General features: G+C 70.9%; 14 protein-coding genes. 6 read left to right on the top strand and 8 right to left on the bottom strand.

The genetic code is table 11. The annotated features are described in order from the left end of the window. Positions 1-6: 6 nt before the first annotated feature. The 4 genes from CYL12_RS13215 to CYL12_RS13200 all read right to left on the bottom strand — a co-directional run bounded on the left by CYL12_RS13215 (position 7) and on the right by CYL12_RS13200 (position 4,677). A complete protein-coding gene (locus tag CYL12_RS13215; RefSeq protein ID WP_101847997.1) occupies positions 7-1,371 on the bottom strand; it encodes a dihydrolipoamide acetyltransferase family protein in 1,365 nt (454 codons plus the stop codon). A gap of 28 nt (positions 1,372-1,399) precedes the next feature. Next, positions 1,400-2,365 carry an alpha-ketoacid dehydrogenase subunit beta gene (locus CYL12_RS13210; RefSeq protein ID WP_101848811.1) on the bottom strand — a complete coding sequence of 322 codons (966 nt, stop codon included), beginning with the start codon at positions 2,363-2,365 and terminating at the stop codon, positions 1,400-1,402. Positions 2,366-2,376: 11 nt separating this feature from the next. Then, the gene (locus tag CYL12_RS13205) at positions 2,377-3,504 is read right to left on the bottom strand and encodes a thiamine pyrophosphate-dependent dehydrogenase E1 component subunit alpha (RefSeq protein WP_101848810.1); all 1,128 of its coding nucleotides are present in this window, start codon (positions 3,502-3,504) and stop codon (positions 2,377-2,379) included. A gap of 105 nt (positions 3,505-3,609) precedes the next feature. Next, positions 3,610-4,677: a histidinol-phosphate transaminase gene (locus CYL12_RS13200; RefSeq protein ID WP_101847996.1), complete on the bottom strand. Its 1,068-nt coding sequence runs from the start codon at positions 4,675-4,677 to the stop codon at positions 3,610-3,612. A 67-nt stretch (positions 4,678-4,744) separates the two neighbouring features. Here CYL12_RS13200 and CYL12_RS13195 point away from each other — a divergent pair, with 67 nt between their 5' ends. Genes CYL12_RS13195 through CYL12_RS13185 form a run of 3 tightly spaced genes read left to right on the top strand, consistent with a single transcriptional unit; the run spans position 4,745 to position 5,777 of the window. Then, complete coding sequence (locus CYL12_RS13195) at positions 4,745-4,951, top strand: ribbon-helix-helix protein, CopG family (protein WP_101847995.1); 207 nt, start codon at positions 4,745-4,747, stop codon at positions 4,949-4,951. Positions 4,952-4,954: 3 nt separating this feature from the next. Continuing rightward, on the top strand, positions 4,955-5,338 hold the full coding sequence (locus CYL12_RS13190; protein WP_101847994.1) for a type II toxin-antitoxin system death-on-curing family toxin: 384 nt from the start codon (positions 4,955-4,957) through the stop codon (positions 5,336-5,338). Positions 5,339-5,372: 34 nt separating this feature from the next. Beyond that, on the top strand, positions 5,373-5,777 hold the full coding sequence (locus CYL12_RS13185; protein WP_060922580.1) for a phage holin family protein: 405 nt from the start codon (positions 5,373-5,375) through the stop codon (positions 5,775-5,777). Positions 5,778-5,794: 17 nt separating this feature from the next. Here the strand turns inward: CYL12_RS13185 and CYL12_RS13180 are convergent, their stop codons facing one another. Beyond that, the gene (locus CYL12_RS13180) at positions 5,795-7,090 is read right to left on the bottom strand and encodes a hypothetical protein (RefSeq protein WP_158297188.1); all 1,296 of its coding nucleotides are present in this window, start codon (positions 7,088-7,090) and stop codon (positions 5,795-5,797) included. After that, on the bottom strand, positions 7,087-7,341 hold the full coding sequence (locus tag CYL12_RS13175; RefSeq protein WP_101847992.1) for a hypothetical protein: 255 nt from the start codon (positions 7,339-7,341) through the stop codon (positions 7,087-7,089). The genes CYL12_RS13180 and CYL12_RS13175 overlap by 4 nt, the downstream gene beginning before the upstream one ends. A 167-nt stretch (positions 7,342-7,508) precedes the next feature. Here CYL12_RS13175 and CYL12_RS13170 point away from each other — a divergent pair, with 167 nt between their 5' ends. Together CYL12_RS13170 and purB are read left to right on the top strand one after the other, a co-directional pair. Continuing rightward, positions 7,509-8,030, top strand: a complete 522-nt coding sequence (locus tag CYL12_RS13170) for a low molecular weight protein-tyrosine-phosphatase (protein ID WP_199399125.1) — start codon at positions 7,509-7,511, stop codon at positions 8,028-8,030. 14 nt (positions 8,031-8,044) lie between these two features. Next, a complete protein-coding gene (gene purB, locus CYL12_RS13165) occupies positions 8,045-9,427 on the top strand; it encodes an adenylosuccinate lyase (protein ID WP_101847991.1) in 1,383 nt (460 codons plus the stop codon). Between the two features lie 13 nt (positions 9,428-9,440). Here purB and CYL12_RS13160 read toward each other — a convergent pair whose 3' ends face one another. Further along, positions 9,441-10,769 carry an alkaline phosphatase family protein gene (locus CYL12_RS13160; protein ID WP_101847990.1) on the bottom strand — a complete coding sequence of 443 codons (1,329 nt, stop codon included), beginning with the start codon at positions 10,767-10,769 and terminating at the stop codon, positions 9,441-9,443. A gap of 319 nt (positions 10,770-11,088) precedes the next feature. On the opposite strand from CYL12_RS13160, the gene CYL12_RS13155 reads away from it, so the two are divergent. Further along, positions 11,089-13,278 carry an outer membrane protein assembly factor BamB family protein gene (locus CYL12_RS13155; protein ID WP_158297187.1) on the top strand — a complete coding sequence of 730 codons (2,190 nt, stop codon included), beginning with the start codon at positions 11,089-11,091 and terminating at the stop codon, positions 13,276-13,278. A gap of 19 nt (positions 13,279-13,297) precedes the next feature. Here the strand turns inward: CYL12_RS13155 and CYL12_RS13150 are convergent, their stop codons facing one another. After that, entirely contained in the window at positions 13,298-14,323 is a 1,026-nt protein-coding gene (locus CYL12_RS13150; protein ID WP_286120291.1) for an Lrp/AsnC family transcriptional regulator, read from the bottom strand. Between the last annotated feature and the right edge of the window lie 109 nt (positions 14,324-14,432).

Genomic DNA, 14,432 nt, shown 5'->3' with positions numbered 1-14,432 from the left:
ACTCCCTCAGTCCACGAGGAGCGCGGGCTCCTCGAGGATGGAGGCGACGTCGGCGATGAAGCGGCTCATGCCGTCGCCGTCGATCACGCGGTGGTCGAACGAGCCGGCGACCGTGGTCACCCAGCGCGGGCGCACCTCGCCGTCGACGACCCAGGGCTTCTGGCTGATCGTGCCCATGGCGACGATGCCGGCCTCGCCCGGGTTGATGATCGGCGTGCCCGCGTCCATCCCGAACACGCCGATGTTCGTGATGGTGATCGTGCCGTTCTGCTGGGCGGCCGGCGGGGTCTTGCCCTCGCGTGCCGTGAGCGTGAGCCGGTTCAGGGCGCGGGCGAGGTCCTTCATGCTGAGGTCCTGCGCGTCCTTGATGTTCGGCACGAGCAGGCCGCGGGGCGTGGCGGCGGCGATGCCGAGGTTCACGTAGTGGCGCACGGCGATCTCGGCCCCGGCCTCGGTGTCGATCCAGGCCGCGTTGACCATCGGCGTCCGGCGCACCGCCCAGATCACCGCGCGGGCCATGATGAGCAGCGGCGAGACCTTGATGTCGGCGTAGTCGGGCGAGGCCTTGAGGCGCTTCACGAGCTCCATCGTGCGGGTGGCGTCGATCTCCTTCCACACCGTCACGTGCGGGGCGGAGTAGGCGCTCTGCACCATCGCCGACGACGTCGCCTTGCGCACGCCCTTCACGGGGATGGATTCGGTGCGGTCGTCGCCGGCCGCTGACGGGCGCACCGGTGCGAGGCCGCGCGCCAGGCCGGACGGGGCCTGCGGGGCCGGGACGGTCTCCTCGCGCACGCTCCCCCACTCCGGGGTCTCAATGTTGCGGAAGACACTCGCCTGGGAGGCATGCTTCATGACGTCGTCGCGGGTGACCTCGCCGTCGGCACCCGTGGGCGACACGCTCGTGAGGTCGACGCCGAGGTCACGGGCGAGCTTGCGGATCGGCGGCTTCGCGATCACGCCGACCGACGACCGCACGGGGCGCTCGGCCGGGCGCTTACGTCGCGAGGTCGCGCCACTTCCGGAGCCGTAGCCGACGAGCACCGACCCGCCGCCCTCCTCGGGCGCGGGCGCCTCCGCCGTCGCGACGGTGCCGGGCGCGACGGAACCGGCCCCCGAGCCGGCCGCAGGGTCGGTCACGAAGGTGATGATCGGGGTGCCGACCTCGACGGTCGCCCCCTCGTCGACGAGCAGCTCGCCGACCACGCCCGCGTGCGGGGAGGGCAGCTCGACCAGCGACTTCGCGGTCTCGATCTCGCAGATGACGTCGTTGATGGCGACCCGGTCGCCCGGGGCCACCTTCCACGCGACGATCTCGGCCTCGGTCAGCCCTTCGCCGACGTCCGGGAGGGGGAAGTTCTGCGTGCTCATGCGGAGTCCTTTCGGCGGATGCCGGGTGTCAGTAGGCCAGGGAGCGGTCGACGGCTTCGAGGATGCGGTCGGCATCCGGCAGGTACGCGCCCTCGAGCTTCGCGGGCGGGAACGGGGTGTCGTAGCCGGAGACCCGCAGCACCGGAGCTTCGATGGCGTAGAACGCGCGCTCCATGACGGTCGCGGCGATCTCGCTGCCGAGGCTCGTGAAGCCCGGAGCCTCCTGCGCGTAGACCATGCGCCCGGTCTTGCGCACCGACCCGAGGATCGGCTCGTAGTCCACCGGTGACAGCGACCGCACGTCGACGACCTCGCAACTCGTGCCCTCGGCCTCGGCGAGCGCGGCGGCCTGGAGCAGGGTCGTGACCATCGCGCCGTGTCCGACGAGCGTCACGTCCGTCCCGGTCCGCACCACCCGCGAGGAGTGCACCGGGACCGCGGGGGCGTCGAGCTCGACCTCGCCCTTCGGCCAGTACCGGCTCTTCGGCTCCAGGAAGATCACCGGGTCGTCCGACGCGATGGCCTCCTGGATCATCCAGTACGCGTCGTTCGCGGTGGACGGCGACACCACCCGCAGGCCGGGGGTGTGCGTGAAGTACGCCTCCGGGCTCTCCTGGTGGTGCTCGACCGCGCCGATGTGGCCGCCGTACGGGATGCGGATCACGACGGGCAGCCGCAGCGAGCCCTCATGCCGGTTGGTGAGCTTGGCGAGCTGGGTGGTGATCTGGTCGAACGCGGGGAACACGAAGCCGTCGAACTGGATCTCGACGACGGGACGGAACCCGGCCATCGCGAGGCCGATCGCCGTGCCCACGAGGGCCGATTCCGCGAGCGGGGTGTCCAGCACGCGCTGCTCGCCGAAGTCACGCTGCAGATGCTCGGTGATGCGGAACACACCGCCGAGCTTGCCGATGTCCTCGCCCATGAGGAGGACCTTGGGGTCGTCCTCCATCGCCTTGCGCATACCGGCGTTCAGCGCCTTGCCGAGCGGCATGGTCTCGCGGGTCACTGGCCCTCTCCTTCGAACGACGCCTCGTAACGGGCGCGCCAGGCTTTCTGCTCCTCGATCAGCGGGTGCGGCTCGCTGTACACGTGGTCGAACATGAGGTCGGCGCGGGGCGGGCCGAGCTGCACGGTGCGGGCGCGGAGGTCTTCCGCCGCGTCGGCGGCCTCGGCGTCGACCTCGGCGAAGAAGCTCTCCTCGGCGCCGCGGTTCTCCAGGAAGGCGCGCATGCGGACGATCGGGTCACGTCCAGCCCACGCGAGCTCCTCGTCGTCGCCGCGGTACTTCGTGGGATCGTCGCTGGTCGTGTGCGCGCCGAGCCGGTAGGTCACGGCCTCGATCGCACGGGGTCCGCCGCCGGCGCGGGCCTCATCGAGGGACACCCGGGAGACGGCGTAGCTGGCGAGCACGTCGTTGCCGTCCACGCGGACGCTGGGGATGCCGTACCCGGCGCTGCGCTGCACGAGCGGCACCCGGGACTGCGTGGTGACGGGCACCGAGATGGCCCAGTGGTTGTTCTGCAGGAAGAACAGCGTCGGGGCCTGGTAACTCGCCGCGAACACCATGGCTTCGTGCACGTCGCCCTGACTGGAGGCACCGTCGCCGTAGTAGACGACGACCGCCTCGTCGCGCTCGGGGTCGCCGGTGCCGGTGCGGCCGTCGAACGTGAGACCCATCGCGTAGCCGGCCGCGTGCAGCACCTGGGAGCCGAGCACGAGCGTGTACAGCCGGGTGTTGCCGTTCTTCGGGTCGGTCGGATCCCAGCCGCCGTGGGAGACGCCGCGCATGAGCTTGATGATGTCGACGGGGTCCACGCCGCGGATGCGCGTGACGGCGTGCTCGCGGTACGACGGGAAGATCGTGTCCTGCGCGCGGGCGGCACGACCGGAGCCGACCTGCGCCGCCTCCTGTCCGCGGCTCGGCGGCCACAGGGCGAGCTGCCCCTGCCGCTGCAGGTTGGTGGCTTGGGTGTCGATCGCGCGGATGCCCACCATGTCGCGGTAGAACTGCGCGAGCTCGCTGTCGGGGATGGCCTCGATGAGCGGCAGGTACTGTTCCGCGGCCGGCGTCGGGGCGACCTTTCCGGTCTCGTCCAGAACGCGCACGAGGGGGGTGTCAGTGGTGCTCACGGCCCCCACGCTACCCGCGCCGGCATGCCCGGTCACGCATACCTAGGATGCCCTCGTATCTCCCCGGAACCCCGAGATTCCGCGGTTCGCGAGGTGCCGTCGCGCTCAGCGGAGGGTTGCGGCGACCTGCAGGACGCGGGCGATGGCCGCCTCTTCGCCGACGGAGATCCGGATGCCGTCCCCCGAGAACGGGCGCACGATGAGGTCGGCGTCGACGAGCGCCGCCGCCACCTCGTCCGTGCGCGCGCCGGTCGGCAGCCAGACGAAGTTGCCCTGGGCGTCCGGCACCTCCCAGCCCTGCGCTCGGAGCCCCTCGACGAGACGGGCGCGGCGTTCGACGATCATGGCGACGCGCTCCAGGAGCTCGGCTTCCGCATCGAGGCTCGCGATGGCGGCGTTCTCCGCGGCGGAGGTGACGGAGAGCGGGATACCGGTCGTCCGCGCTGCGTCGAGCACCTTCTCGTGACCGATCGCGTAGCCGACCCGGAGCCCGGCGAGCCCGTAGGCCTTGGAGAACGTGCGGAGGACGACGACGTTCGGGTGCGCCTCGAAGACGCGCTCGGCCAGCCCGTCGACCGCGTCCGGAGCCGTGACGAACTCGGCATAGGCCTCGTCGAGGATGATGAGCACATCGGACGGAACGCGGTCCACGAACGCCGCGAACTCGGCAGAGGTGACGATGGGTCCGGTCGGATTGTTCGGCGTGCAGACGATGATCGCCCGCGTGCGGTCGGTCACGGCGTCGGCCATCGCGTCGAGGTCGTGACGGGAGTCGGTCGTCAGCGGCACCTGCACCCCCGTCGCCCCGGCGACGAGCGGCAGACTCGGGTACGCCTCGAACGATCGCCAGGCGTAGACGACCTCATCGCCGACGGAGGCCGTGGCGAGCACGAGCTGGTGCAGGATCGCGACGCTCCCGGAGGCGACGTGGACCTGCTCGGGCTCGACCCCGTAGCGGGCGCCGAGCCGCGCACGCAGGCGGCCCGCGGTGGCATCGGGATAGCGGTTGATCGGCGTCGTGTGCTGCAGCGCGTCGAGGACCGAGGGCAGCGGGTCGAACGGGTTCTCGTTGCTGGAGAGCTTGAAGGCCTCGGGACCGGCCTGCTTGCCCTGGCGGTACGGCGCGAGGGAGGCGATGGCGGGACGGATGCGGGGCAGGGTCGGCTCGGTCACGCGTCGAGTCTAGGACGTGTGGCCGGCCACCCTTTCGAGGCCGAGGGCGCGATGGTACCATTCTGGTATGGCTATGACGGTGCGACTCCCTGCGGAACTCGATGCGCGGCTCGAAGACATCGCACGAGCCCGGCACGTCTCCAAGCACGCCGTGATCATCGAGGCGGCCACCCGGTTCGCGAACAGCGAGTCCAAGACCGATCGAGTTCTGGCGCTCGCGGACGAGGTGACCGAACGCTACGGCGACGCCATCACGCGCCTCGAAGACGCCTGATCGATGGCCACCGAGTATATCGAGCCCGAGCAGGCCCTCGCGCTGATCGCGAAGCTCGGCCTGCATGTGCGCGACGAGGGTCTGCTCTTTTCCGCTCTGGCGCGACCCGCCGCCGGCATGTTCGGCGTCGATGCGTATCCGACGTTCGCAGAGAAGGCGGCGGCCCTGATGAGCTCCGTCGCCCAGAATCACGCACTGTTCGACGGGAACAAGCGCACAGCGCTCTATCTCACCTTCATCTTCATCCGGCTGAACGGCTACGACGTCACCTTCACGAACGACGAAGCCTTCGAGTTCGTCATCGATGTCGCGCAAAGCCGGATGGATCTCGGGGAGATCGCCCAGGTCCTCGCCGCCCACATCCGTCGGGTGGACGACCGCGGCTGACACCGCGAGCCTGGCGTGGGAGACTGAACGCATCATGCGCTTCATCATCCGGGTCGTCGTCAACGCGTTCGCCATCTGGGTCGTCACGCTCATCCCCGTGCTCCAGGTCACGGTGCGCGCCTTCCCGCCGGGCGAGACGCTGCAGCTCGTCCTGACGCTCCTCGCGGTCGGAGCCCTCTTCGCGTTGGTGAACACCATCATCGGCACGGTCGTGAAGATCGTCGCGTTCCCGCTGTACATCCTCACGTTCGGCCTCATCGGCTTCCTCATCAACGGCTTTCTGCTCTGGCTGACCGCCTGGATCACCAGCAGCTTCGGATGGGGCCTGACGGTCGAGTCGTTCTGGTGGGGCGTGCTGGCGGCGCTGATCATCTCGATCATCAACGGCATCTTCGGCTTCATCCTCCGCCCCCAGAACAAGCGCTCCCGCCGCGACTGACGGGCGCCGAGCGCGGCTCACGGATCGGGGAGCACCCGTTCCGCGCGGTACTCGATGCGCTCGACGGTGACGGCGCGGTCGAGGTCCGCCCAGTAGGCGTCAAGAGCCACGGCACGCGGATCGGCGGAGGCATCCACCATCGCCGCCGTCTCGATGTAGTTCTCCAGGGAATGCGTCGCGAGCGCGAGGTCCTGACGCCCCGCGTCGGGGTCGCCCACCCGACTGGCGGTGAAGCTGTCGGCCGATCCCGTGCCCTCCAGCGAGCCGCCCGCGGCGAGCGCGGACACCACGTCGTCGGTGTGCCGAAGCTGCACCAGGGTCTGGTCTTCTGTCAGCGTCGGCTCCACCGGGCTCCCGGCGGTGATCTGGGTCGTCACCACGAAGTCGCTCTCCATGGAGAGATGCGCTGCGATCATGGCGCTCTGCGAATGGGCGACCACATTCACCCGATCCCCCGGCCGCGCGCCGGCGGTGGCCAGCGCGTCGAGGGTCGCTCGATACGACGCCGAACGACCGCCCGTGTAGAGCTCGAGGTTCGATTTCATGTCCCACGGCTCACGTCCCCCCGCTTCTCGGAGCGACATCGAGCGGCTGCCGAGGAGGTAGGCGACGTACCGTGGCGACTCCCCCGGGATGGTGTACTTCTCGATCGCCACCTGCGCTCCGGACGCGGAGGGCATGCGATGGAACGCGCTCGCCAGTCCGCTCGGCGCTCCTGCCGGATGCGAACGGGAGGTCACGGAGACGCGCACCGGATCCGCCGAGGTGCCGAGCGCCATTCCCGGCCTGATCTGCCCGAGCCCTGACGTCACCCCGACGAACGCCCCACCGAGGAAGACCGGCGGGAGCAGGCCGCCGGCGTCGTACTGGTCCGCCAGGCCGCGGAAGCGCCGGTCGTCGGCCTCGCGCTCCAGGGTGTCGGCGAGGGGCGCCAGACGTCCATCGGCGGCGAGGAGACGCGCGAGACGAGCCTCGACCGCGGCAGCAGCAGCAGCATCGGTCTGCGCCAGCGCCTCTGCCCGTGCGCGAAGCTCCACCGCTTCGTACACGTCGGCCATCAGGAAGAGGTCGGCTGCCGTGGCCTCGACCTCGTCCCTCACCACACCCGCCGCGGTCACAGCGGGCCGCAGCGACCACCCCACCGGGGAGAGGTCCGTCCAGGCCGCCGAGGAGAACAGCGCCTCCGCCCGCTCGACGGCCTCTTCCGCCTCCCTGCACGTCGGCAGCAGACCGCGCAGCCGCGCAGCGAGGTCGCGGAGCTGCGCGGTGTCCACGGCGACCGCCCCGCCGTGATCGATACTGAGCCCGCTCACGCGTCCTCCGCGCGCGCCCGGCACCCCTGGAGCGTCGACCGCAGGGCCGCCGTGTCATCGGACAGCCGGCTCATCGCGATCCGCAGGGCCCGGACCCCCTCGGAATCCCACGCGCACGCCTCACGCAGCACCGTCAGCACGGTGGACGCCTCGTCGAGCCGTGAGAGGGCGACGTCCAGCTCGGACAGACCGGCGAGCCGGAGCGCGGGATCGATACCTGGCGAGAGGGAGGTGAGTGCAGAAGAGGACATGGGGTCCAGACTGCCGCTGTCACTTCCCCGGAGCCGTCGGGTGCCGCAGCGACGTCCTCATCCGGTGGACAGCCGACCAGGCTCTCCCGCGGTGCAGGACGCCCATCCACACGGCGTCGGCCCGGCGCCCGCTGTGCAGGAAGCGCATCGACCGGCAGAATGGATCCGTGACAGCCCGAGATCCCTTCCGCGTGATCTTCGTCTGCACGGGGAACATCTGCCGCTCTCCCATGGCGGAGGTCGTGTTCCGGGACATGGCGGAGCGGCAGGGTCTCGGCCCGCAGATCGTGTCACGCAGCGCGGGCACCGGCGACTGGCATCTCGGGGAGCGCGCCGACCACCGCACCCTCGACGCGCTCACCCGCCGCGGCTACGACGGCTCCCTGCACCGCGCCCGGCAGTTCACCGCCGCCTCCTTCGCCGAGAACGACCTCGTGGTGGCGCTCGACCGCACGCACGAACGCATCCTCCGGGAATGGGCCAGGGACGAAGACGAGGACGGCAAGGTGACCCTCCTCCTCGCGTTCGACCCTGATGCCTCGACCCAGGACGTCCCCGACCCGTACTACGCCGGTCCGGAGATGTTCGATTCCGTGCTCGGTATGATCGAGACGGCGACTCGCGGCTTGTTCCGCCAGCTCGAACCCGCCCTGCGCCTGCCCCGCACGCCCCGAGCCTTCGGGGCCTGATCAGGAGGACTCCCCTGACTTTCCAGCCCTCGCTCCCGCCCCAGCCCCTCAGCCCCCTCGACGGCCGCTACCGCGCTGCCGTCACCGGGCTCGCCGATTTCCTCTCCGAGGCCGGGCTCAACCGCGCCAGGGTCGAGGTGGAGGTCGAGTGGCTGATCGCCCTCACCGACCGCTCGCTGTTCGAGACGAGCCCGCTGTCGGACGGCGACAAGGAGCGCCTGCGTTCGCTCTACCGCGACTTCGGGCAGGCGGAGATCGACTGGCTCGCCGAGAAGGAGGCCGTCACGCAGCACGACGTGAAGGCCATCGAGTACCTCGTGCGCGACCGGCTCTCCACGCTCGGCCTCGACCGGATCGCCGAGCTCACGCACTTCGCCTGCACGAGCGAGGACATCAACTCCGCGTCCTACGCGCTCACCGTCAAGCGCGCGGTCGAGGAGGTCTGGCTCCCGGCCCTCGACATCGTGATCGCGAAGCTGCGTGAGCTCGCGGTCGAGCACGCCGACGCCGCGATGCTCTCCCGCACGCACGGCCAGCCCGCGACGCCCTCGACCATGGGTAAGGAGCTCGCGGTCTTCGCCTGGCGCCTGGAGCGCGTGCGTGCGCAGATCGCCGGCTCCGAGTACCTCGCGAAGTTCTCCGGCGCCACCGGCACCTGGTCCGCCCACCTCGCGGCCGACCCGGACGCCGACTGGCCGACCATCGCCCGCGAGTACATCGAAGGGCTCGGGCTCGGGTTCAACCCCCTGACGACGCAGATCGAGTCGCACGACTGGCAGGTGGAGCTGTATGACCGCGTCCGTCACGCCGGCGGCATCCTGCACAACCTGGCGACCGACATCTGGACCTACATCTCGCTCGGCTACTTCGCGCAGATCCCGGTCGCCGGCGCCACCGGCTCGTCGACGATGCCGCACAAGATCAACCCGATCCGCTTCGAGAACGCCGAGGCCAACCTCGAGATCTCCGGCGCCCTGCTCGCGTCACTCGGCCAGACCCTCGTCACGAGCCGCCTGCAGCGCGACCTCACCGACTCCACCACGCAGCGCAACATCGGGGTCGCGTTCGGGCACTCGCTGCTCGCCCTCGACAACCTGCGCCGCGGCCTGAACGCGATCTCGCTGTCGCGCGACGTGCTGCTCGCCGACCTCGACCTGAACTGGGAGGTGCTCGCCGAGGCGATCCAGACGGTCATCCGCGCCGAGGTCGTCGCCGGCCGGTCGAGCATCCAGGACCCGTATGCGCTGCTCAAGGAGCTCACGCGCGGGCACCGCGTCGGCGCCGCCGACCTCGCCTCCTTCGTGGAGGACCTGGAGATCGGCGACGCCGCCAAGCAGCGCCTTCTCGCTCTGACGCCCGCGACCTACACCGGCGTCGCGGAGCGCCTCGCCCGCTGACAGGCCCGCGTCGTCAGTGCGGTCGGAGCGCCTCGACGAGCACGCGCCCTTCGGCAGCGGAGGGCGCGTCGAAGCCCAGCAGCGCGGAGATCGTGGGGGCGATGTCGATGTGTCGCGGGTCCTGTGCGATGTGGTGCGGACGCACGCCGGAACCGGCGAGCGTGAGCACAGTGGACATGGTGCGGGACACCCCGTGCACCCCGGACACGCCGTCCGACGGTGCGGCGCCGAGACTCCACCCCTCCTCGGGCTCGATCACCAGCTCGCCGTACTTATCCGACATGTGCATCGCCTGCTGATCGGCCTCGTCGTAGACGGCAACGACGTGGGGAAGCGCGGAGACCGCGGCCTCGATGGCGGCAACGGCTGCCGGGTCTCCCGCCGCGTCCCCGACGAGATGCAGGGAGCCCACGCCGCCGACGACGATCACCGCATCCGTCTCGGCTTGCGGTGACTGTCCGGCCGTCAGCATCTCCGCCTGATACCCGGCTCCGGCGATCGCGGCGAGCAGCTCGTTCCGCATGCCCTGCGTGAAGGTCTCCATGCCGTGGTCGCCGGTCACCACGAACGCCGTACGCCCGAAGATCCCGGCATCTTTGGTCGCCTGCACCAGTCGCCCGATCTGCGCGTCGACCTCGGCGATCGCCGCCGGCATGCCCGGCGCGTCCTTGCCGTCGGCGTGCCCCAGGGCGTCGAGGCGGTCGCAGTAGACCGCGATGAGGTCGGGGATGCCGGCCATCTGCACCGCGGTTCCCGCACTCATGACCGGCTGCCCCTGCAACACCGCGACGGCGTCGTCCGTGCGGCGTGCGCAGTCCCCGCCGGGCTGCGTGTACAGGCCTGCGGGGTCGCCGAACGCGGCGCCGTGGTTCTGCACGATGAACCACTGAGACGACAGCACGGTTCCGCCCTGGGCCCTGATCGACTCGGCGATGGTCGGCACCGCCAGATCGCGCTGCTGTCCGACCGCCGTCCCGGTCGCGGGATCGAAGAAATAGGCCGCGTTGTCGTGGGTCTCCGGCCACGCGCCCGTCGCGATCGAGGACCAGGACGGGTTCGTGATCGATGTCATGACCCCCGTGGACTCACTGATCGCACCGCGGGTGGCGAGAGCGCGGAGGTTCGGCATCGCGCCTCCGGCCAGATAGTCCGGATCGAAGCCGTCCAGCGCGATGAGCACCACGTGATCGGCGAGCGGCGGACGCTCCCCCGATCCACCCCCGGGAGCTCCCGGTGCCGCGACCGCCGGGCCGGCAACGGCCGCTGCTCCCACGGTCACCGCCGCGGCGAGCAGTCCGAGCCCACCCACCGTCCGCGTTCTTCTTCTCGTCGCGAATCCCATGCTGATCCTCCTCACGTCGCCGGGCCGGCGTCCGTCGCCGCCCGTGCGACCGACGGTGTCCGGTTCCCCGGCGGGGGATCAAGCGACGGACGTCCGGGCGCAAGAGATCGTCCATGGCACCGGCTCCGGTGAGCGAATCAGGCACGATTCCGGTCGTGCGGATGGCCGATTTCTTGCGAGCCGCCCCGCGTCGATGTCGATCCATCTCATTCCCCTCCGCACGGGGACCAACCGGGACGTAGTCCCGGTTGGGTGCTGCGGAGACGCCCACGACGAGGAGGAGCGGACAGTGGAGAGAACAGCAGGAACGAGGCCCCCGGTGCAGACGCCGCTGACCAGGCGAGGATTCCTCGGCCTTTCTGCGGCCGGGATCATGCTCGGAGCGGCGGGCGGCTGGGGACCGTGGCCCGGCGGGAGCGTCGGCGCCGCCGCCGCGGATGACGAGACCGCGGGCACCCTGCGATTCGCGGTCCTGACAGACACGCACGCCAACGAGGACGAGACCGAGCGGATGGCGAACCTCCGCCGCATCTTCGGCGCGATCCAGGCCGACGATCCCGCCTTCGTCCTGCACTGCGGCGACATCACCGACTACGGCAGCGACGGCTCGTTCGCCGCCTACCGCGACCTCATCCCGACCGCGCTCTGGCAACGCCTGCGCCACGTCCCCGGCAACCACGAGATCCGCTGGGACACCAGCGCGCGCCGCCGTTTCCAGCACTGGTTCGGCCCCACCAGTTACGGTTTCGACGCCAGCGGCGTGCACTTCCTCGCCCTGGACCCCACCCAGCTGCTGCAGGAGCCGGGGCTTTTCGGCGATGACCTCGCCGCGCTCGAGGAGGAGCTGCGCGCGATCGGCGACCGTCCGTCCGTCCTCTTCCTGCACTATCCGCTCGGCGGGGCGAACTACTACGTGAACGATACGGACGCGTTGCTGCGCACCCTCGCGCCCTTCCCCGTGCGCGCGATCTTCGCCGGCCACCGGCACCTCAACGAGATCGATCGCTTCAACGGCCTCACCCAGGTCACGACCAATGCCGCGCGCCCCGGCCCGTTCTATCTGCGGGTCACCGAACAACGCGGGCAGACGGGGCGCTCGCTGCTCGTCGAGCATGTGACGCTCGGCGCGACCGATGCCGCCGCGCCGACGGTCGAGACGCTCACCGAGATCCCTCTGGACGCGCCGTCCGCTCCCACCGCGCCGATCCGCCTCGTACCCCGGCCCGGTACGACGGGGATCGCCCTCACCGCGGTCACCACCGGCGCGGCCGTCGCCGTCGATGCGCGACTGCACCCGCAGGCCGTTTTCGGCGCACGCGAAGAGAGCGCCTGGACGCCGCTCACGGCCCGAGGGCGCTCCTGGCACGGCACGGTCGACCGCGCCGGGGTCGCACCCGGGCGCCACCGCGTGCAGGTCCGCGCCGTCGACGACACGGGAGCGCGACGAGAGGAATGGGCGGAGGTGGAACTGCCCGGGCCCACGCGGGCCCGGGCCGCCTGGGAGCTCGAGATCGGCGGTCAGATTCAGGGCGCGCTCGCGGCGCGAGGGGCGACCGTCGTCGCGTGCTCCACGTCGGGTCGGGTGGCGGCCGTCGACGCCGGCGGACGCGCCCGGCCCCGACCGCGGTGGACCGCCGACACCGGCCCCATCCATCGCGGCGCCGCGTTCACACCCGACGGACGACTCGTGCTCGTGCCGAGCGCCGACGGCCTGCTGCTCGCCCTGGACGCCCGCACCGGACGCACCGTCTGGACCAGCCGGTTCCCGAAGCCCGTGCTCACCACGCCTCTCGTCGCCGCCGCCGCCGACGGCGCGACCCGCATCCTGGTCTCCGCCGAGGACACGCTGCGCTGCCTCGACCGGGACGGCACCACCCTGTGGGAGGCGCCCGTGCCGGTCCGCACCGCCGGACGCGCCGCCTGTGACGGCGAGCGCGTGTTCGTCGGGGCGGGCGACGGCCGCGGCTACGCCTACGATCTGCACACGGGCGCCGTCCTCTGGTCGGTGCTCACGACCGACCGACCCGATCGCTACCGCCAGCTCATCTACGGGCCGTGGGACGACTGGGTCGAGATGCTCCCGACGGGAGCCGTGCTGTTCAGCACCGTCGTGGATGCGATCGCCGTCGACCCGCGCACCGGTGCGGTGATCTGGCGCACGCCCGGCAGTTACATCTTCGCCCCCGCACTGCCGCTCCCCGACGGTGGGCTCCTCCTCACGTCGGAATGGGGAGTCGTCGCCATCGTGGATGAGACCACCGGGGCCGTGCGATGGACAGCTCCGGCGGTGCCCCGCGCCGTCAATGCCGGCCCCGTGATCGACCCCCGCACGGGGACGGCCTGGCTCGTCTCGGTCGGCGGGCTGCTGGCCGAGATCCGGCCGGCCGATCGCAGCGTCGCGGTGGATCGTCAGCTCTTCACGGCGAACACGTTCTCGACCCCGGTCCTGGCCGCTGACCGGCTGGTGGTCGGCGCGCAGGACGGCGTGCTTCGCGCGTATTCCCTGTGAGCTCGCTGCGGTCCCGCCGTCACACAGAGGGACCGCCGAGGAGCCCGGCGCGTTTGACGGACCGCAGGGCGACGGCCACATCCGCGTGCTGGAGTCCCGGCAGGCCGCCGATCGTCGCGGAGATGAACTCGTAGAGCGCCGCGTCGGACGCGAGAGCGACCTCGCCGCAGAGATTCCGGTCGCCGGTCGTCGCCGAGATCATCAGCACGGATGGATGCTGTGCCAGCATCTCCCCCACGCGTCCCAGCTGCGTCGGGTTCACGCTGAGTGAGACGAAGGCGTTCACGGGCAGCCCCACCGTCTCCGGGTCGACGACCGCCCGCATGCGCAGCGCCCCCGACGCCAGCATGGCCTCGGTGCGCCGCCGGACCGTGACCGGGCTCGCCTCGCACTGCACGGCGAGTTGCTGCCACCCGAGCCTTCCGTCGGTACCCAGTGCCTCGGCGATCCGTGCGTCGAGCGCATCGAGCCGCACCGGTTCGCCGGGAAGCGGGTCCTGCCAGGGATCCAGACGCTGGGAGCGTAGCTGCGCGGCGATGTCCTCGGGCAGCAGCTCGGGCAGCCAGCTGTGTGGCGTCGCGAACCGGCGCACGACTTGGTTGCTCCACACCGCCAGCACGCCATCGAGCGACGGCAACTGTTCGAGCGTGATCGCGAGCAGATGATCGTTGGAGGTGTAGTTGATCTCGGCGATGCAGTCGACGCTCCCCGTGACGAGCTTCACGGATCCGCACTCCGGCCAGGCCGCCAGTCTCAGCGCCGAGCGGTTCCCGTCGCCGGGTCGGCAGCGGAGCCGCACGAACAAGGACCGCGAACGCGCGGTGGCCTCGCCGTCCAGCACACCGATCGCCCGCACGGCGCCCTCGCCGATAAGCCGGGCGACCCGACGCGAGACCGTCGCCTCGGATGTGAAGACCGCGTCGCTGATCTGCGCGTTCGTGGCACGAGGGTTGGCCATCAGAGCCCCGATGATGCGACGGTTGAGGTCATCCACAGACCGTACGATACCTTCACGCCGACCGTTTCCGAAGACGATTTCTTGCATGACAGTTGCGAATCGCACCGGAATCGCTCGCACTGCGGGAAGATCGCAGCATCGCCGCGGCATCGCCGCCCGGCGGTTCTCCCGGCGCCTGGCGCCACGACCCGAGGAG

The organism is Zhihengliuella sp. ISTPL4, from assembly GCF_002848265.1.
GTDB lineage: Bacteria > Actinomycetota > Actinomycetes > Actinomycetales > Microbacteriaceae > Microbacterium.
The sequence above is the reverse complement of the archived record's forward strand: the minus strand, read 5'-3'. Positions and strand labels throughout refer to the sequence as shown.